The following is a 16,508-nucleotide window of genomic DNA, read 5'->3' as shown; positions in this document are numbered from 1 at the left end:
AGTATTAAAAAATTGCTACTAAATTGATATAACTGACCAGTGACCTCTGGCTCGGGGCGAATGCCGAAATAGGCGGATGCATACACATGAAAGGAGGTCGGCCCATCAAGGGCCGACCTCCTAGGCTGACGTTCACTTAATCCCGGATCATACCTTTCAGCATCTTCCTTCGACCTTCGACAATCCCGGAGAGCCCTACTCCAGTTCCAGGGCTCCGGTGTAGAGCTGGTAGTACTCGCCATGCCTGGCTATCAGCTCATCGTGATTGCCGCGCTCGATGATCCTCCCGTGGTCCAGGACCATAATCACATCGGAGTTGCGAACCGTAGAGAGCCGGTGGGCGATGACGAAGACCGTCCGGCCGCGCATCAGTGCGTCCATGCCCTGCTGGACCACCTCCTCGGTCCTGGTGTCGATTGAGGAAGTGGCTTCATCCAGGATCATGGCCGGAGGATCCGCCACCGCCGCCCTGGCAATGGAGATCAGCTGACGCTGACCCTGGGACAGTCCGCTTCCATCCCCCTCAAGAACGGTCTGGTAGCCCTGGGGAAGCATGCGGATAAAGCTGTCGGCGTTGGTCATCTTCGCTGCTTCGATGCACTCCTCGTCAGTGGCATCCAGGCGCCCGTAGCGGATGTTGTCCAGGACGGTGCCTGTGAAGAGGTTGACGTCCTGAAGGACGATGCCCAGGGAGCGGCGGAGGTCAGGCTTGCGGATGTTCCTCACGTCGATCCCGTCATAGAGGATCTGGCCCTGCTGGATGTCGTAGAAGCGGTTGATCAGGTTGGTGATCGTGGTCTTGCCGGCACCAGTGGCACCGACCAGCGCCACCTTCTGCGCGGGCTTGGCGAACCAGGTGATGTCGTGCAGGACGGGCTTGCTCGGGTCATACCCGAAGCTGACGTCGGTGAATCGCACATCCCCCTGGAGGAGGGTGTATCGCCCGTCGGGAGAGGTGATTGCCTGATCCTTAGCCTTCAGGGCCACGTCCCGGGCGTCGCCTGGAAGCTTCATGGCGGCCTCCAGCGAGCGCCTGCCGTCGTCATCGGCCTCGCGCTTCCAGGCCCAGTGCCCGGTTTCGTGGTCGACAGGGGTCATGGTCCGGCCGTCCGAGGCCAGTTCGACGCTGACCAATCTGACCGTACCCTGGTCGGACTCGACGGGCTGGTCCATCAGGTCGAAGATCCGGGATGCACCTGCCAGGGCCATCATGACCATGTTGAATTGCATGGAGACCTGCCCGATTGGGTTGATGAAGGAGCGGGAAAGGGTCAGGAGGGAGACGATGGTTCCCAGGGTCAGCGGCCCTGCCCCGGTCAGTCCTACGTTGCCCATGCCCGCAATGCCGGCCAGCCCGCCGACGATGGCCAGGATGACATAGAGCAGGTAGCCCATGTTGCCTACGACCGGCATGGTGACGTTGCCGTAGGTGTTGGCCTTGGCCGAGGCCTGGAAGAGCTCCTCATTCCGGGCCTCGAACACCCTGGCGGTGGCATCCTCGTGGTTGAAGACCTTGATGACCTTCTGCCCGTTGACGGCCTCTTCAACGAAGGCGTTCACCTGGCCCAGATAGCGCTGCTGGTGAACGAAGTAACGGCCGCTTCGGGTGACCAGAACCCGGACCACCACAATCAGGACCGCCGCGAAGACCAGGGTCAGGACGGTGAAGGGAATGGAGAGCCAGAGCATGGAGATCAGGGCTGCCAGGGCGGACAGGACCGAGGAGACCATCTGCGGGAAGGACTGGGAGATGGCCTGACGAAGGGTATCCGTGTCGTTGGTGTAGCGGCTCATGGTGTCGCCGTGCTCATGGGTGTCGAAGAAACCAATGGGCAACTCCTGCTGGTGGGCGAACATCTGGTCGCGGATGGTCTTCAAGGTTCCCTGTTCCACCTTGACGATCAGCCAATTCCAGAACCAGGAGCAGAAGGTTCCCACCGCATAGAGGCAGCCCATCAGGATCAGGGTCCTCATCAGCGGTCCCCAATCAGGGTCGGCGGCCCCCACCAGCGGCAGGATGTAGTGGTCGATCAGCGGCTGGAGGAAGAAGGCCGATGCCGCCTGGGCCCCGGCGCTGATGATGATGCATACCACGATCACCGCCAGCTGCCAGCGGTAGGACAACAGGTAGCTCAGAATGCGACGGGTCGTTCCCGGCGCGGCCTTGTCCAAGCGGGGCTTGCGATTCTTGAATGATCCGTCACTCATGGTCCTTGTCCCCCTCGCTCTGGTTCCTGGTCTGTGATTCGTAGATGGAGCGGTACTCCTGACATGTTCGCAGGAGCTCCTGGTGGGTGCCCTTGTCCAGGATTTTGCCCTCCTCAAGGACCACGATCATGTCAGCGTCCTCCACAGAGGCCAGGCGCTGGGAGATGATGATCTTGGTGGTGTCGGGAATCTCCTGGCTGAAGGCGTGACGGATCAGCTGATCGGTCTTGGTGTCCACGGCGCTGGTTGAGTCATCCAGGATCAGGATGTCGGGCTTCTTCAGAAGGGCCCGTGCGATGCACAGACGCTGTCGCTGGCCACCAGAGAGGTTGGTGCCACCCTCGTCCAGGTAGGTCTGATAGCCATCGGGAAACTCCCGCACGAAACCGTCAGCCTGGGCCAGGGTGCAGGCGCGCACCAGCTCTTCGTCCGAAGCATCAGGATTGCCCCAGCGTAGGTTCTCGGCGATGGTCCCGGTGAAGAGGACATTCTTCTGGAGCACCATGGCCACCTGGTCGCGCAGGACCGTCAGGTCGTAATGGCGCACGTCCACCCCACCCACCTGGAGGGACCCCTCGGTCACGTCATAGAGGCGGGGAATGAGCTGGACCAGGCTGGATTTGGAGGAACCGGTGCCGCCCACGATGCCCAGTGTGGAGCCCGAGGGAACGTCCAGATTGATGTGGCTCAGAACAGGACGTTCGGACCGGTCCGAGTAGCGGAAGGTCACATCCTGGAAGCTGATGGATCCGTCGGCCACTTTCGTGACCGGCTCGGCGGGATCATGCACGGTGCTGACCTCGTCCAACACCTGGCATATGCGCTCCGCCGAAGCCTGGGAGATGACGACCATGACCACGATCATGGAGACCATGTTCATGGCCATCATGATCTGGATGGCATAGGTGACCAGTGCAGTCAGATCGCCCGTGGTCAACCCCAGGGCAGCATTGTTCCCGGAGGCCACGATCTGGGAGGCTCCCATCCAGGATATGACCAACAGAGAGGCATAGATGCAGAAGTTCAAGAGTGCCGGGTTCAGACTCATGATCCGCTCGGCCTTGCAGAAGGCCCGGTAGATGGCCAAAGAAATACCGTTGAATTTGCGCTCCTCGTAATCCTCACGGTTGTATGACTTGACCACTCTGATGCCCTGAAGGTTCTCGTCCACCACGTTGTTGAGGTGGTCGTAGGTGTGGAAGACCCGCTCGAAGATGGGGTGAACCAGCAGGGACAGGCCGATCAGCCCGAAGCCCAGGATGGGAATGGCGATCAGGAAGACCAGAGATATGGGCCTGGAGATCTTGTAAGAAAAAAGCCAGGCCACGATGACCATGATCGGCGCCCTGACCCCGACCCTGATGACCATCTGATAGGCGTTCTGCAGATTGGTCACATCGGTGGTCAGCCTGGTGATGATGGATCCTGTGGAGAAGCGGTCGATGTTGGTGAAGCTGAAGGATTGCACCTTGGCGAACAGATCGCTGCGGACATTCCTGGCCAAGCCGGAAGAGGCGATGGCCGCATACCGCCCGGACATGAACCCGGAGAACAGGGAGACGGCCGAGCAGGCCAACAGTATCAAACCGAACTTGAAGATGGACGGCATGGATCTCCCCGAGACCCCCTGGTCGATCAGGGAGGCCATGATGGTCGGGATCACAATCTCAAGAACACTCTCAAGAAAGACGTAGGCCGGAGCCAGAAAGCTGGCCTTCCGGTATTCGCGCAGTGAGCGCAGAATGGTACGGATGGTGTGCTTCGGGCGCGCTGGTTCCTGTTTATCCGATCTGACCACGGATGCCGTAGACCCCTTCAAATGGACCTCTTCTGTTTCTGTACTGGTTTCTCTATCTTTCACGGCCAATCACCGACATGCAATACCCTCGTAAGAGGGGCTGAATTAACCTAGGCTATCATCCTGTGCGCCAGGGTTGGGCGGACGCGCGGTGATTTCCGCCCTCCACAAAAAGAAGCTGTCACGCCCCTTGGAATCCCTTGGGGTCATGCAGCTTCCATGCTTCAGTCAGTCTTACCAGCGAGTCTTGCCTGCGGGTTCTGAACAAGGCATACTTACGGTTGATTGAATCGGCGAAGGCCTCTCGCCTGACAGGCTATGAATCAGCGTTCGTCCAACTTGGTGATGATCTCTTTGGAGATCTGGTCGACCTCGCCCTGGCCATCCACTGCGACCAGAAGGCCACGGGACTTATAGGTGTCCAGCAGGGGGGCAGTCTCCTTGGCGTAGATATCCAAACGCTTTGCGATGGCCTCGGGGGTATCGTCGGCCCGCCCCTCCTCCCTGGCCCGCTTGGCGATGCGCTGCATGAGCACGTCATGGTCGGCATCCAGGGCCACCACTGCCGTCAGCGGAGTGCCAAGCTCCTGGAGCATCTTGTCCAGCGCCTCGACCTGGGAGGCCGAACGGGGGTAGCCGTCCAGAATCCAGCCCTGGGCGGCGTCGTCCATGCCAAGGCGGTCCTTGACGATCTTGTTGGTCAGCTCGTCTGGAACCAGTTCACCCTTGTCGGTGTAAGCCTTGGCCTGCCTGCCCAACTCGGTTCCGTTCTTCAGGTTGTAGCGGAAAATGTCGCCGGTGGAGATGGCAGGAATCCCGTAATGCCTGCTGAGCAAAGCCGCCTGAGTGCCCTTGCCAACACCTTGAGGTCCCATGATCAACAGTCGCTGTACCATTCCCTATCCTTTGTTCGATATTCCATTGTTCTTAGCTCTCCGGCCACGGACGGCCGTAACTGTCTTGGCCGTGCAGAACCCTCATTTACGTATGCTAGCGGCTGCCTGACCCAATACAGGTTCCACCCACCAAACCCATGCAAACGCTCTTCCGAATATGACAGGGTCCGGCCCCATGCCACCAAGGGCCGGGGTCGGACCTTCATCTGTTATGGTTTGACACCGCTTGCAGGTTTCTGACCGAAAGGTCAGCCCTCCTTGTGTTCACCCTCCAGCAGGAAGCCGGTGTACTGGAACTGCTCGGTCTGAGCCCTGGCCTGGCGCAGGGTGTCCAGGCCGACGCCGGCGATGATCAGAATGGTGGTGCCGCCGAAGGGCAGCTTGGAGTTGATCTTCAGCAACATGATCAGCACCGTAGGAATAAGAGCCACAAAGAGCAGGTAGATGGCACCCACCGTGTTCAGTCGATTCATCACGTATGACAGGTACCGGCTGGTGGCCCGTCCGGCCCTGATACCCGGGATGAAGCCGCCATACTCCTTCATGTTGTCGGCCGTCTCATCGGGATTGAAGGTGATGGAAGTGTAGAAGAAGCAGAAGAAGACAATCATGACCGAGTAGAGCACGATGTACCAGACCGAGGTCGTGTTGGCCATGTTGGCATCAATCCACTTCACCCAGTTCTGATCGGAATTGCCGAACTGAGCGATAAGGGTGGGAATGGCCAGAATAGACGAGGCGAAGATGGGAGGAATCACGCCTGACATGTTGATCTTGAGCGGCAGGTAGGTGGAAGAGCCGCCGTACATCTTGCGGCCAATCATCCTGCGGGTGTACTGGACGGGAATACGACGCTGAGCCAGTTCCACGTAGTCGACCAGAATCAGAATAACCAGCAGGACAGTCACGACAATGCCAAACTTGACCCAGTCGCCGTCCTTGCCGTTGGTTCCCCAACCGATGTTCCAGAGCTGTGGCAGGAAGCCGGAGCAGATGGAGATGAAGATCAGGACGGACATGCCGTTACCAATCCCCTTGTCGGTAATCAGCTCGGCCATCCACATGATCAGACCAGTGCCGCCGGTCATAATCAGAACCATGACCCCCATATTCCACCAGGAACTGTCAGGGATGACCTGCTGTTGACAGGCACCGCCGAAGAGCGCACCCTTGTTGGCCGTAACCAGAATGGTCGTGGACTGCAGCACCGCCAGGCCGATGGTCAGATACCTGGTGTACTCGGTCAGTTTGGCCTCGCCTGACTGGCCTTCCTTGTGCAGAGCCTCGAAACGAGGAATGACCACGCGCAGCAACTGCACCACGATTGATGCAGTGATGTAGGGCATGATGCCCAGTGCGAAGATGGACAGCTGCAGCAGAGCCCCGCCCGAAAACAGGTTCACCAGGCCGATGAAGTCCTCATTGCCGGCCGTGGTTATGCACTTCTGCACGGCGGGATAATCCACGCCTGGGGTAGGTATGAACGACCCGATGCGATAGATGATGATGATGCCAAGAACGAAGAAGATTTTCTTCCTCAACTCCTTGGTCCTGAAGGCCTGGATTAACGTCCTCACCTAAGTTCCCTCCCTACGCGCCCACGCGTTGGTCCCGGTGCATCGCACCTTCTTGCTCCGACCAGCTTAGCCGATGGCTCCGTCAAACCCGACGGCATCCAGGCCGGAAACGAGTTCCGGCCCCCGCCCGCTTGGAGCGGGGAGGGCCGGAATCGTCTACCTTGCGGTCTGTCCCCCTATTGAGTATCAGTCCTCGGAGACGGACCCGCCTGCGGCTTCAATCTTGCTTCTGGCCGAGGCCGAGGCCTTGACGCCCTTGAGGGTGAAAGCTTCCTTGACGTCACCATCACCCAGGACCTTGACAGGGTGGCCCTTGCGGACCGCTCCCTTGTTGACCAGATCCTCGACGGTAACCTCACCGCCCTTGGGGAAGAGTCCTTCCAGAGCACCCAGGTTGACCACCTGGTACTCCTTCTTGAACGGGCTCCTGAACCCGCGCAGCTTGGGCAGCCGCATGTACAGGGGCAGCTGGCCGCCTTCAAAGCCCGGACGGACCTGGTAGCGGGCCTTGGTGCCCTTGGTGCCCCGACCGGAGGTCTTGCCCTTGGATCCCTCGCCGCGACCCACACGGATGCGGTCGCGCTTGGCGCCCGGAGCCGGACGCAGGTCATGCATCTGCAGGATCGTGGGCTCTTGCTTCTCGCTGGCCATAATCAGTCTGCCTCCTCTACGTTCACCAGGTGGCGGACCTTGTCGGCCATCCCCCGGTAGACGGGGGTGTCCTCACGCAGGACAGACTGGCCGATCTTGTGAAGGCCCAGAGACCTGACGTTCTCCTTCTGGCGGTCGGTGGCATGAGCCACGCCCTTGACCAGGGTGATCTTGATCTGCTTGGTCATCACTCACCTGCCTTCGACTGCTCGTCAGCCTTGGCCTTGGCTTCTTCGCGCTCCTTGCGCTCGTCGGCGATACCGGCGGCACGTGCGCGCAGGAGGGAGTCGGGGGCGACCTCCTCCAGGGGCAGACCACGGCGTGCCGCGATCTCCTCGGGCTCCTCCAGCTGCTTCAGGGCAGCTACAGTGGCCCGCACCATGTTGACGGCCGTGGCCGATCCCATGGACTTGCTCAGGATGTCGGTGATGCCGGCGCACTCCAGGACGGCGCGAACCGGACCACCGGCGATAACGCCGGTTCCGGGGGCTGCAGGCCGCAGGAGAACAGTGCCGGCCGCATCGTGGCCGATCACCGGGTGGGTGACTGTGCCGCGAATGCGGGGGACGGTGAACATGTGCTTCTTGGCATCCAGCTGACCCTTGGAGATGGCTGCGGGGACCTCGCGGGACTTGCCGTAGCCAACACCCACGGTGCCCTTGCCGTCGCCCACGACCACCAGTGCCGCGAAGCTGAAGGTTCGGCCTCCCTTGTGGACCTTGGAGACGCGGTTGATGGTCACGACCCTGTCGAGCATGTCGTCACGGTCATCGTGATCGCGACGGCCCCGACGGCCATCCCTGCGACCATCACGGGAACCGCCCCGACGACCGCCGCGGCGATCATCGTTCCGGTCGTTCCGGTCCCTTCTGCCACCCTGGCTGGACTGAGCATTTGTGGAATCTTCAGTCACCTGGGTTGTTTCCTTTGTCGTTTCGTTGTCGCTCACAGTGCCAAACCTCCCTCACGGGCGCCTTCCGCAACCGCTGCGACCCTTCCGTGGTACTTGTTGCCACCACGGTCGAAGACCACGGTGGTGATGCCGGCCTTCTTGGCCTTGGCCGCAATCTGCTCGCCCACCTTGCGGGCGGCCTCGGTCTTGGTGCCCTTGAAGGAGCCGTAGTCCGAAGCCATGGTCGACTCGCTGACCAGGGTGACACCCCTGGTGTCGTCGACAATCTGGGCGATCATGTTGCGGTTGGTTCGAGTGACCACCAGACGGGGACGCTCTGCCGTGCCGGAGACGTGCTTGCGCAGACGGGCATGGCGGCGCAGACGGGCGATCTTCTTGCCTTTGCCTAGTATCGAGACCGTCATATCACTTACCAGCCTTTCCAGCCTTGCGCAGGATGTGCTCGTCGGCGTACTTGATGCCCTTGCCCTTGTAAGGCTCGGGAGCACGCAGGGCGCGGATGTTGGCCGCAGCCTGGCCGACAGCCTGCTTGTCGATGCCGGAGACGACCACTTCGTTGGCGTTCGGCGTCTCGAAGGTGATGCCCTCCGGGGGGTCGACGGTGATGGTGTGCGAGTAGCCCAGCGAGAACTCCAGGGACTTGCCCTTGGCGACCACGCGGTAGCCGGTGCCGACGATCTGCAGGTGCTTGCTGTAGCCCTTGGAGACGCCTTCGACCATGGAAGCCACGATGGAGCGGCTAAGTCCGTGCTTGGCCTTGGTGGTGCGGTCCTCGTCGGCGGGGGTCATGATGATCTCATTGCCCTCGACCTTGCCGGTGATGCCCTCGGGCAGCGTGTATCCGTCGGAGCCCTTGGGACCCTTGGCGGTGAATTCCTGGCCCTTGAAGGCCACCTCCACACCTGCCGGAACGGCGATGGGGAGCTTACCAATATGCGATGCCATGTTCAGCTCTCCTTTCTCACCATACGTAGGCGACGATTTCGCCGCCGATGCCCCTGTCGAGGCATTCCTTCTGGGTCATCAGTCCCGAGCTGGTCGAGATGATGGCGATTCCCAGCCCGCCCAGGGGCATGGGCAGGGAATCCGACTTGGCGTACCGGCGCAGACCGGGCTTGGAGACGCGCTTGATTCCCTGAATGGACTGACGTCCATCGGGACCGTACTTGAGCGTGATCTCCAGATCCTGCCCGACGCGGGCCTCCTTGGCGCGGTAATCGGCGATGAAGCCTTCGCGCTTGAGGATCTGCGCGATGTTCGCCTTGAACTTGGAGTACGGCATGTCGACTGTTTCATGCTTGGCCGCACTCGCATTACGCAGACGTGTCAGCATGTCTGCGATGGGATCTGTCATTGTCATGTGGGCTTATGCCCTTCCTCGCCGTGGTTTCCGCCGCCGGGCAGCAATCTGCCGCGGCCGCGGACCTTCAGCGTCGATCTTTACCAACTGGACTTCGTCACACCCGGCAGCTCGCCGCGATGGGCCTTCTCGCGAAGGCAGATGCGGCACAGGCCGAACTTGCGATAGACGGAATGAGGACGACCGCAGACCTGGCAGCGCGTGTAGCCACGCACCTTGAACTTCGGCTTGCGTGCCGCCTTGTTTCTCAGAGCGGTTTTTGCCATATCAGTTCTCCTTGAAGGGGAAGCCCAGCTGCTTGAGCAGTGCCCGGGCCTCCTGATCGTTCTTGGTGGAGGTCACCACGGTGATATCCATACCACGCTGGTGATCGATCTGATCAGGATCGATCTCGTGGAACATGGACTGCTCCGTGAGACCGAAGTTGTAGTTGCCCTGGCCGTCGAACTGGCGGTCGCTGATGCCGCGGAAGTCGCGGATGCGGGGCAGGGCCAGGGTCAGGAGACGATCCAGGAACTCCCACATGCGCACGCCGCGCAAGGTGGCGAAGGCGCCGATGGCCTGTCCCTCACGCAGGTGGAACTGCGCCACGGACTTCTTGGCCTTGGTGATCTTGGGCTTCTGGCCGGTGATGGCCGTCAGATCCTTGACTGCGCCCTCGATCAGCTTGGAGTCGCGTGCCGCGGCACCCACGCCCATGGAGACCACGACCTTCTCGATCCTGGGCACCTGCATGGGGTTGGAGAACTTGAACTCCTTCTCCAGCTCGGGCACAATGCTGTCACGGTACTGCTGCAGCAAACGAGGGACTGCCGGTGCTTCAACGGTGGTATCGCTCATGACAGCTCCTTGCCTGACTTCTTGGCGAAGCGGGTGCGCACGACCTTGACCTTGCCGTCACGCGCCTCCTCCTTGATGTTCACGCCGATGCGAGTCGGCTTCTTGGTCTCCGGGTCGATGACCATCACGTTGGAGCGATGGATGGGCGCCTCGGTCGGGACGATGCCCGACTCCTGACCCTGTTGGGTGGCCCGGACATGCTTCTTGACGATCTGAATACCCTCGACGATCAGGCGGTCATTGGGCAGAATCCGCAGAACCTTGCCCTCCTTGCCGCGATCCTTGCCGCGGATGACCTTGACCTGGTCGCCTGTCTTGATCTTGGCTACCACTTCAGATCACCTCCGGTGCCAGGGACACGATCTTCATGAAGCGCTTGTCGCGCAACTCACGACCGACCGGTCCGAAGATACGAGTGCCACGGGGCTCACGACCGGTGCCGAGGATGACCGCCGCGTTCTCGTCGAACTTGATGTAGGAGCCGTCATGACGACGATGCTCCTTGACCGTACGGACGACGACCGCCTTGACGACCTCGCCCTTCTTGACCGACCCGCCGGGAATGGCATCCTTGACGGTGGCGACAATCACGTCGCCAATGCCGGCATAGCGTCGCTTCGACCCGCCGAGCACGCGGATGGCCAGGATCTCCTTGGCACCCGTGTTGTCGGCGACCTGAAGCCGCGATTCCTGCTGAATCATTGATTCTCCTTAGCCGCGCTGGTTCTCCGCAGATACCCCGCACAGGGGCGGGATGAAATGCGGAGCCTGGCCGAACTTGTTACTTGGCGCGCTCGACGATGGAGTCGAGACGCCAGCGCTTGGTCTTGCTCAGAGGACGGGTCTCCATGATACTCACGAAGTCGCCCACATGGGCCTCGTTCTTCTCATCATGGGCCTTGACCTTGCGGTTGCTACGGACGACCTTGCCGTACAGGGGGTGGGTCGAACGCTGCTCCAGCTCTACGGTGATGGTCTTGTCCATCTTGTCGGACACGACGTAGCCGCTGCGAACCTTGCGGAAGTTGCGCTCCTGCTTGTCAGCCATGCTTACTTCTCCTCAGCTTTGCTTTCGGCCTTTGCTTCGGCGGGCTCCTGGCTGATGCCCAGCTCGCGCTCACGCAGGACTGTGTACATCCTGGCGATGTCGTGCTTGACGGCCTTGAGGCGGGAGGTGTTCTCCAGCTGACCGGTGGCCGACTGGAAGCGCAGGTTGAACAGCTCTTCCTTGGACTTCTTCAGGAAATCCTCGATCTCCGCATTGGTCTTTTCATTCAGATTCTTGATGGAATACTCGGCTGTTCCGACTGACATCAGATGTCACCGCCTTCACGTGCAATAATCCGGCACTTCATGGGAAGCTTGTCAGTAGCGCGGCGAAGGGCCTCACGGGCCACATCCTCGCTCACGCCGCCAATCTCGAAGAGCACCCGGCCTGGACGGACATTGGCCACCCAGAACTCGGGCGCACCCTTGCCGGAACCCATTCGGGATCCCAGGGCGTGCTTGGTCAGGGGGCGATCCGGGAAGACCGTGATCCAGACGCGGCCGCCGCGCTTGATGTACCGGGTCATGGCGATACGGGCCGCCTCGATCTGCCTGTTGGTCAGGTAAGCCGGAGCCAGGGCCTGGATGCCGTAATCGCCAAAAGCGATCTCGTTGCCGCCCTTGGACATGCCCGAACGACCCGGACGATGCTGCTTGCGGTATTTAGTCCTCTTTGGGATAAGCACGGCTCACTCCTTTGCTTCGGTTGCGACGGGTGCCGAGGCGGTCTCTTCCTGAGCCGCCGCCGGCGGCACGGCCACACCGCTGTTCTGCTTGGCTGCATCCTGCTCGCGACGGATACGCCCCTCGGAGGGACGGACGCCACGACGGGGACGACGATCGCCGCGCCGACCGGGACGGTTGTTCTGCTGAGCCTGCTGCTCATCGAACTGACGCTCGGTCATATCGCCCTTGTAAATCCAGACCTTGACGCCGATGCGGCCGTAGGTGGTCCTGGCCTCGAAGAAGCCGTAATCGATCAGGGCGCGCAGAGTCTGCAGGGGCACACGGCCCTCGCGATAGAACTCCGAACGGCTCATCTCGGCTCCGCCCAGACGGCCGGACAGCTTGATCCTGATGCCCTTGGCACCGGCTCTCATGGCATCCTGCTGAGCCTTGCGCATGGCCCGGCGGAAGGTGACGCGGTTGGTCAGCTGCTCGGCGATGCCCTGAGCCACCAGCTGGGCATCGATGGAGGCGTTCTTGACCTCGAAGATGTTCAGCTGGACCTGCTTGCCGGTGATTTTCTCCAGCTTGGCACGCACGCGCTCGGCCTCGGCCCCACGACGGCCGATGACGATACCCGGCCGGGCGGTGTGGATGTCGACGCGCACACGGTCGCGGGTCCGCTCGATAACGATCTTGGAGACGCCTGCGCGCTCCAGGTCCTTGTTCATCTCCTTGCGGATCTTGTCATCCTCAAGAACGAAGTCGCTGTAACGCTCCCCCGCCTTGTTGGAGTCGGAGTACCACTTGCTGCGGTGCTCCTCGGTGATGCCGAGTCGGTACCCAAACGGGTTGATCTTTTGCCCCATTATCGGGCTCCTTCCTTGTCGGCCACCACGACGGTGATGTGGCTGGTCCGCTTGTTGATGCGGGCCGCACGACCCTGGGCGCGGGCGCGGAACCGCTTCAGGGTGGTGCCCTCGTCCACGTAGGTCTCCCGAACCACCAACTCGTTCTCGCGGAAGGGCTGGTTGGCCTTGTCCGCCTTGACACGCGCGTTGGCGATGGCGCTCTCCAGGCACTTGCGGACCGGAACGGCCGCGTCCTGGGGGGCGAACTTCAGAATGGTCACGGCCTCGGTCGCCTGCTTGCCTCGGATGAGGTCGACGACGCGGCGAGCCTTGCGAGGCGTCACGCGAACGTGACGTGCAATTGCCTTAGCTTCCATGTGTCTCTACTCTCCCTCGCCTCAGCGGCGTGCTTTCTTGTCGTCCTTCACGTGACCCCTGAAGGTCCGGGTGGGGGCGAACTCGCCGAGCTTGTGGCCGACCATGGCCTCGGTGACGAAGACCGGGACATGCTTGCGACCATCGTGCACAGCGAAAGTGTGCCCGATGAAGTCCGGGGTGATCATGGAACGACGGGACCAGGTCTTGATGACGTTCTTGGTGCCCTTTTCGTTCTGCTCGTCGACTTTCTTCTGCAAGTGGGCGTCGACGAATGGGCCCTTCTTGATGCTACGAGTCATCTTTCCGACACTCCCTTACTTGCGGTTCTTACCATTTGGACGACGACGCACGATCATCTTGTTGGAGGCCTTCTTGGGCCTGCGGGTGCGGACCTCGCCCTTGCCCCAGGGAGACACCGGCGGCTTGCCGCCACGAGTGCGTCCACCATGCGGGTGGTCGACCGGGTTCATGGATTCACCACGGGTGATGGGCCTGCGGCCCATCCAGCGGGCACGTCCTGCCTTGCCGAGCTGGACATTGGCATGGTCGTTGTTTCCGACCTCGCCCACGGTTGCGCGGCAACGGGAGTCGACGTTACGAATTTCGCCGGAGGGCATACGCAGCTGGGCGTAGGCTCCGTCCTTGGCCACCAGCTGGACCGCGGCACCGGCCGAGCGGGCGATCTTGGCGCCGCCCAGTGGCCGCAGCTCGATGGCATGAACGATGGTGCCGGTTGGGATATTGCGCAGAGGCAGGTTATTACCGGGCTTGATGTCGGCCTGTGGACCGGTCTCGATGACGTCACCCTGCTTGATTCCCTGCGGTGCGATGATGTAGCGCTTCTCTCCATCCGCAAAGTGCAGAAGGGCAATGCGGGCCGAGCGGTTGGGATCGTATTCGATCTCAGCAACCTTGGCGGGTACGCCGTCCTTGTCCCAGCGACGGAAGTCGATGAGGCGGTACTGGCGCTTGTGCCCACCGCCGCGGTGGCGGCTGGTGACGCGACCATAGGAGTTGCGTCCGCCTGTCTTGCTCAGCTTGCGAACCAGCGACTTCTCGGGCTTGGAGCGCGTGATTTCGGCAAAGTCCGAAACCGAGGCGTTGCGACGGCCCGCGGTCGTCGGCTTGTATGTACGGATAGCCATAATCTAGTTCTTCCTTAACTTTTCTCGGCTAGCCTTCAGTTGTTGGTACCGAAGACATCGATCGACTGGCCCTCGGCCACCTTGACGATGGCGCGCTTCTCGGCGGCGCGACGACCCCAGCCCGTACGGGTTCGGGTCCGCTTGCCCTGCCGATTGAGGGTGTTGACCGATGTGACCTTCACGTTGAAGATCTGCTCGATGGCCTGCTTGATGGCGACCTTGTTGGCATCAGGGTCCACCACGAATGTGTACTGGCCGCGATCCGAGTTGGCGTAGCTCTTCTCGGAGACGACCGGGCGCAGAATGATGTCGTGCGCTGGCTTGTGAATAGCTGCCATGAAAATCAGGCCTCCTTGACGGTCTCGGACTTGGCGCCGCCCTTGACGGCCAGGAAGGCATCGAAGCCATCCTTGCTGAAGACGACATCCTCCGCCGTGACCACATCGTAGGTGTTGAGCTGATCGGCGAAGAGGACATGGACGGTGGGCAGGTTCCTGACGGAGAGCCACTCGTTGATGTTCTCACGGGACAGCACGACGGTGGTGAATCTGTTGTCGACCAGGGGCAGCAAGGCTGCCTTGGCGGCCTTGGTGGACGGGGTCTCACCAATGCCGAAGTCGACTACATGCACACGTCCTGCGTTGACCCGGTCGGACAGGACATAGCGCAGGGCTGCGGCCTTCATCTTCTTGGGGGTGCGCTGGGAGTAGTCACGCGGCTGCGGGCCGTGGACAATGGCGCCACCGGTCCACTGGGGAGCGCGGATGGAGCCCTGACGAGCACGACCAGTGCCCTTCTGCTTCCAAGGCTTGCGGCCGCCGCCGGAGACGGTGGACCGGGTCTTGACCGAATGCGTGCCCTGGCGGGCAGCAGCCAGCTGGGCGACGACCACCTGGTGAATCAGCGGCACGTGCGAGCGGACGTCCTCCTCGGCAATGCCGAAGATCTGCTCGGGTGCGTCCACGGTCCCGGTGTTCTTGCCCTGGGCGTCGGTGATGTTCAGAGTCAACTTAGCCATGGTTTCAGGCTCCCTTCACTGCCGAACGAACCAGGACGATGGCACCGCGGGGCCCGGGCAGGGCACCCTTGATGGCGATGACGCCCTTCTCGGCATCTGCGGAGACGATGGTCAGATTCTGGACGGTCGAGGTGTCATGACCCATGCGGCCGGCCATGCGCTTGCCCTTGAGGATGCGGCTGGGCGTGGCGCAGGCGCCCACTGAACCCGGACGACGCTCGTTCTTGTGCGAGCCATGGGTACGGCGGTAGGACTTGAAGCCCCAGCGCTTGATGGTGCCGGCAAAGCCCTTGCCCTTGGTGGTGCCGGTCACATCGACCTCGCTGCCCTCGGGCAACAGATCCAGGCCCAGTTCCTGGCCGGGCTGATAGCTGCCGGCATCGGCGGTGCGGACTTCAACCAGGTGACGACGCGGGGTCACTCCGGCCTTGGCGAAGTGACCGGCCAGCGGCTTGGTCACCTTGGTGGGATCAATCTGCCCGTAGCCGATCTGGATGGCCTGGTAGCCGTCCTTCTCCTGGTTCTTGACCGCGGTCACCACGTTGGTGGACACGTCCACCAGGGTCACCGGGACGAAGAAGCCGTTCTCGTCCCAGACCTGGGACATGCCCAGCTTGCGGCCCAGGAGAGCCTTGCGGTTCCTCTGCTCTTCAGCCATGCGGTTTCCTCCTCCCCTACAGCTTGATTTCAATGTTGACGTCCGCCGGCAGATCGATGTGCATCAGCGAATCCACAGCCTTGGGCGTGGGATCCACGATGTCGATCAGGCGCTTGTGGGTGCGCATCTCGAAGTGCTCGCGGGAGTCCTTGTACTTATGAGGAGAACGGATGACGACATACACGTTCTTCTCAGTCGGCAGCGGAACGGGGCCAACCACAGTTGCGCCCGCGTTCGTCACCGTCTCGACGATCTTCTTCGCCGATTGGTCGATGACCTCATGGTCATAGGACTTTAGCCTGATGCGGATTTTCTGTCCCGCCATTGCCGTCCGCCCTTTCTAGCGATCTATGAACTGATTACCCAGTCTGTTTCAAGGGCACGGAACGACGGTCACAGGAGACATTCCTCCCGACAGGCCTCAGCCGGATCCATGCGCAGCCGTGGAGAATCCCGTGGGGATGGGAGTCCTCGCTGCACCCGCTATTGTGATTGACAAAAT

General features: G+C 61.3%; 25 protein-coding genes. All 25 read right to left on the bottom strand.

Annotation, left to right across the window (positions count from 1 at the left end; translation table 11 throughout):
* Window positions 1-195: 195 nt before the first annotated feature.
* Window positions 196-2,208, bottom strand: coding sequence for an ABC transporter ATP-binding protein (locus ACUIAF_RS08255; protein WP_445338541.1), 2,013 nt, complete (start codon window positions 2,206-2,208; stop codon window positions 196-198).
* Window positions 2,201-4,006, bottom strand: coding sequence for an ABC transporter ATP-binding protein (locus ACUIAF_RS08250; RefSeq protein ID WP_445338539.1), 1,806 nt, complete (start codon window positions 4,004-4,006; stop codon window positions 2,201-2,203). Before ACUIAF_RS08250 ends, ACUIAF_RS08255 begins: the two co-directional genes overlap by 8 nt.
* Before the next feature lie 323 nt (window positions 4,007-4,329).
* On the bottom strand, window positions 4,330-4,902 hold the full coding sequence (locus ACUIAF_RS08245; RefSeq protein WP_015022338.1) for an adenylate kinase: 573 nt from the start codon (window positions 4,900-4,902) through the stop codon (window positions 4,330-4,332).
* Between the two features lie 248 nt (window positions 4,903-5,150).
* Window positions 5,151-6,479 carry a preprotein translocase subunit SecY gene (gene secY, locus ACUIAF_RS08240; RefSeq protein ID WP_015022339.1) on the bottom strand — a complete coding sequence of 443 codons (1,329 nt, stop codon included), beginning with the start codon at window positions 6,477-6,479 and terminating at the stop codon, window positions 5,151-5,153.
* 186 nt (window positions 6,480-6,665) lie between these two features.
* Window positions 6,666-7,130 carry a 50S ribosomal protein L15 gene (gene rplO / locus ACUIAF_RS08235; protein ID WP_198217147.1) on the bottom strand — a complete coding sequence of 155 codons (465 nt, stop codon included), beginning with the start codon at window positions 7,128-7,130 and terminating at the stop codon, window positions 6,666-6,668.
* Between the two features lie 2 nt (window positions 7,131-7,132).
* Window positions 7,133-7,318, bottom strand: coding sequence for a 50S ribosomal protein L30 (rpmD, locus tag ACUIAF_RS08230; RefSeq protein ID WP_015022341.1), 186 nt, complete (start codon window positions 7,316-7,318; stop codon window positions 7,133-7,135).
* Window positions 7,318-8,079: a 30S ribosomal protein S5 gene (gene rpsE, locus ACUIAF_RS08225; protein ID WP_015022342.1), complete on the bottom strand. Its 762-nt coding sequence runs from the start codon at window positions 8,077-8,079 to the stop codon at window positions 7,318-7,320. Before rpsE ends, rpmD begins: the two co-directional genes overlap by 1 nt.
* Window positions 8,076-8,447 carry a 50S ribosomal protein L18 gene (gene rplR, locus ACUIAF_RS08220; RefSeq protein ID WP_015022343.1) on the bottom strand — a complete coding sequence of 124 codons (372 nt, stop codon included), beginning with the start codon at window positions 8,445-8,447 and terminating at the stop codon, window positions 8,076-8,078. Before rplR ends, rpsE begins: the two co-directional genes overlap by 4 nt.
* A 1-nt stretch (window position 8,448) precedes the next feature.
* Window positions 8,449-8,988: a 50S ribosomal protein L6 gene (gene rplF / locus ACUIAF_RS08215; RefSeq protein ID WP_015022344.1), complete on the bottom strand. Its 540-nt coding sequence runs from the start codon at window positions 8,986-8,988 to the stop codon at window positions 8,449-8,451.
* A gap of 16 nt (window positions 8,989-9,004) precedes the next feature.
* Entirely contained in the window at window positions 9,005-9,403 is a 399-nt protein-coding gene (rpsH, locus tag ACUIAF_RS08210) for a 30S ribosomal protein S8 (protein ID WP_024626787.1), read from the bottom strand.
* A gap of 80 nt (window positions 9,404-9,483) precedes the next feature.
* Complete coding sequence (locus ACUIAF_RS08205) at window positions 9,484-9,669, bottom strand: type Z 30S ribosomal protein S14 (protein ID WP_015022346.1); 186 nt, start codon at window positions 9,667-9,669, stop codon at window positions 9,484-9,486.
* A gap of 1 nt (window position 9,670) precedes the next feature.
* A complete protein-coding gene (gene rplE, locus ACUIAF_RS08200) occupies window positions 9,671-10,243 on the bottom strand; it encodes a 50S ribosomal protein L5 (RefSeq protein WP_015022347.1) in 573 nt (190 codons plus the stop codon).
* Window positions 10,240-10,575, bottom strand: coding sequence for a 50S ribosomal protein L24 (gene rplX / locus ACUIAF_RS08195; protein ID WP_015022348.1), 336 nt, complete (start codon window positions 10,573-10,575; stop codon window positions 10,240-10,242). The genes rplE and rplX overlap by 4 nt, the downstream gene beginning before the upstream one ends.
* Before the next feature lies 1 nt (window position 10,576).
* Window positions 10,577-10,945 (bottom strand): 50S ribosomal protein L14, encoded by a 369-nt coding sequence (gene rplN / locus ACUIAF_RS08190; protein ID WP_015022349.1) that lies wholly within the window; start codon window positions 10,943-10,945, stop codon window positions 10,577-10,579.
* 79 nt (window positions 10,946-11,024) lie between these two features.
* Window positions 11,025-11,291, bottom strand: coding sequence for a 30S ribosomal protein S17 (gene rpsQ / locus ACUIAF_RS08185; protein ID WP_015022350.1), 267 nt, complete (start codon window positions 11,289-11,291; stop codon window positions 11,025-11,027).
* 2 nt (window positions 11,292-11,293) lie between these two features.
* The gene (gene rpmC, locus ACUIAF_RS08180) at window positions 11,294-11,557 is read right to left on the bottom strand and encodes a 50S ribosomal protein L29 (protein ID WP_015022351.1); all 264 of its coding nucleotides are present in this window, start codon (window positions 11,555-11,557) and stop codon (window positions 11,294-11,296) included.
* Window positions 11,557-11,976 carry a 50S ribosomal protein L16 gene (gene rplP / locus ACUIAF_RS08175; protein WP_015022352.1) on the bottom strand — a complete coding sequence of 140 codons (420 nt, stop codon included), beginning with the start codon at window positions 11,974-11,976 and terminating at the stop codon, window positions 11,557-11,559. Before rplP ends, rpmC begins: the two co-directional genes overlap by 1 nt.
* 3 nt (window positions 11,977-11,979) lie before the next feature.
* Entirely contained in the window at window positions 11,980-12,825 is an 846-nt protein-coding gene (gene rpsC / locus ACUIAF_RS08170) for a 30S ribosomal protein S3 (RefSeq protein WP_445338534.1), read from the bottom strand.
* Window positions 12,825-13,184 (bottom strand): 50S ribosomal protein L22, encoded by a 360-nt coding sequence (gene rplV, locus ACUIAF_RS08165; RefSeq protein ID WP_015022354.1) that lies wholly within the window; start codon window positions 13,182-13,184, stop codon window positions 12,825-12,827. Before rplV ends, rpsC begins: the two co-directional genes overlap by 1 nt.
* A 21-nt stretch (window positions 13,185-13,205) precedes the next feature.
* Entirely contained in the window at window positions 13,206-13,484 is a 279-nt protein-coding gene (rpsS, locus tag ACUIAF_RS08160; protein ID WP_015022355.1) for a 30S ribosomal protein S19, read from the bottom strand.
* Window positions 13,485-13,499: 15 nt separating this feature from the next.
* Complete coding sequence (gene rplB / locus ACUIAF_RS08155) at window positions 13,500-14,330, bottom strand: 50S ribosomal protein L2 (protein WP_015022356.1); 831 nt, start codon at window positions 14,328-14,330, stop codon at window positions 13,500-13,502.
* A 35-nt stretch (window positions 14,331-14,365) separates the two neighbouring features.
* The gene (gene rplW / locus ACUIAF_RS08150) at window positions 14,366-14,668 is read right to left on the bottom strand and encodes a 50S ribosomal protein L23 (protein ID WP_015022357.1); all 303 of its coding nucleotides are present in this window, start codon (window positions 14,666-14,668) and stop codon (window positions 14,366-14,368) included.
* 5 nt (window positions 14,669-14,673) lie between these two features.
* The gene (gene rplD, locus ACUIAF_RS08145; RefSeq protein ID WP_015022358.1) at window positions 14,674-15,348 is read right to left on the bottom strand and encodes a 50S ribosomal protein L4; all 675 of its coding nucleotides are present in this window, start codon (window positions 15,346-15,348) and stop codon (window positions 14,674-14,676) included.
* 4 nt (window positions 15,349-15,352) lie between these two features.
* The gene (rplC, locus tag ACUIAF_RS08140) at window positions 15,353-16,006 is read right to left on the bottom strand and encodes a 50S ribosomal protein L3 (RefSeq protein ID WP_110417607.1); all 654 of its coding nucleotides are present in this window, start codon (window positions 16,004-16,006) and stop codon (window positions 15,353-15,355) included.
* A gap of 16 nt (window positions 16,007-16,022) precedes the next feature.
* Entirely contained in the window at window positions 16,023-16,331 is a 309-nt protein-coding gene (rpsJ, locus tag ACUIAF_RS08135) for a 30S ribosomal protein S10 (RefSeq protein ID WP_006295278.1), read from the bottom strand.
* Window positions 16,332-16,508: the final 177 nt, after the last annotated feature.

Source organism: Bifidobacterium sp. ESL0822 (assembly GCF_052606675.1).
The sequence above is the reverse complement of the archived record's forward strand: the minus strand, read 5'-3'. Positions and strand labels throughout refer to the sequence as shown.

What these genes read in the sequence shown, in the direction of transcription:
- ACUIAF_RS08255 (WP_445338541.1), bottom strand. Translation starts at nt 2,208, where the DNA reads ATGAGTGACGGATCATTCAAGAATCGCAAGCCCCGCTTGGACAAGGCC.
- ACUIAF_RS08245 (WP_015022338.1), bottom strand. Translation starts at nt 4,902, where the DNA reads ATGGTACAGCGACTGTTGATCATGGGACCTCAAGGTGTTGGCAAGGGC.
- rplO (WP_198217147.1), bottom strand. Translation starts at nt 7,130, where the DNA reads ATGGCCAGCGAGAAGCAAGAGCCCACGATCCTGCAGATGCATGACCTG.
- rpmD (WP_015022341.1), bottom strand. Translation starts at nt 7,318, where the DNA reads ATGACCAAGCAGATCAAGATCACCCTGGTCAAGGGCGTGGCTCATGCC.
- rplR (WP_015022343.1), bottom strand. Translation starts at nt 8,447, where the DNA reads ATGACGGTCTCGATACTAGGCAAAGGCAAGAAGATCGCCCGTCTGCGC.
- rplF (WP_015022344.1), bottom strand. Translation starts at nt 8,988, where the DNA reads ATGGCATCGCATATTGGTAAGCTCCCCATCGCCGTTCCGGCAGGTGTG.
- rpsH (WP_024626787.1), bottom strand. Translation starts at nt 9,403, where the DNA reads ATGACAATGACAGATCCCATCGCAGACATGCTGACACGTCTGCGTAAT.
- ACUIAF_RS08205 (WP_015022346.1), bottom strand. Translation starts at nt 9,669, where the DNA reads ATGGCAAAAACCGCTCTGAGAAACAAGGCGGCACGCAAGCCGAAGTTC.
- rplE (WP_015022347.1), bottom strand. Translation starts at nt 10,243, where the DNA reads ATGAGCGATACCACCGTTGAAGCACCGGCAGTCCCTCGTTTGCTGCAG.
- rplN (WP_015022349.1), bottom strand. Translation starts at nt 10,945, where the DNA reads ATGATTCAGCAGGAATCGCGGCTTCAGGTCGCCGACAACACGGGTGCC.
- rpsQ (WP_015022350.1), bottom strand. Translation starts at nt 11,291, where the DNA reads ATGGCTGACAAGCAGGAGCGCAACTTCCGCAAGGTTCGCAGCGGCTAC.
- rpmC (WP_015022351.1), bottom strand. Translation starts at nt 11,557, where the DNA reads ATGTCAGTCGGAACAGCCGAGTATTCCATCAAGAATCTGAATGAAAAG.
- rpsC (WP_445338534.1), bottom strand. Translation starts at nt 12,825, where the DNA reads ATGGGGCAAAAGATCAACCCGTTTGGGTACCGACTCGGCATCACCGAG.
- rplV (WP_015022354.1), bottom strand. Translation starts at nt 13,184, where the DNA reads ATGGAAGCTAAGGCAATTGCACGTCACGTTCGCGTGACGCCTCGCAAG.
- rpsS (WP_015022355.1), bottom strand. Translation starts at nt 13,484, where the DNA reads ATGACTCGTAGCATCAAGAAGGGCCCATTCGTCGACGCCCACTTGCAG.
- rplB (WP_015022356.1), bottom strand. Translation starts at nt 14,330, where the DNA reads ATGGCTATCCGTACATACAAGCCGACGACCGCGGGCCGTCGCAACGCC.
- rplW (WP_015022357.1), bottom strand. Translation starts at nt 14,668, where the DNA reads ATGGCAGCTATTCACAAGCCAGCGCACGACATCATTCTGCGCCCGGTC.
- rplD (WP_015022358.1), bottom strand. Translation starts at nt 15,348, where the DNA reads ATGGCTAAGTTGACTCTGAACATCACCGACGCCCAGGGCAAGAACACC.
- rplC (WP_110417607.1), bottom strand. Translation starts at nt 16,006, where the DNA reads ATGGCTGAAGAGCAGAGGAACCGCAAGGCTCTCCTGGGCCGCAAGCTG.
- rpsJ (WP_006295278.1), bottom strand. Translation starts at nt 16,331, where the DNA reads ATGGCGGGACAGAAAATCCGCATCAGGCTAAAGTCCTATGACCATGAG.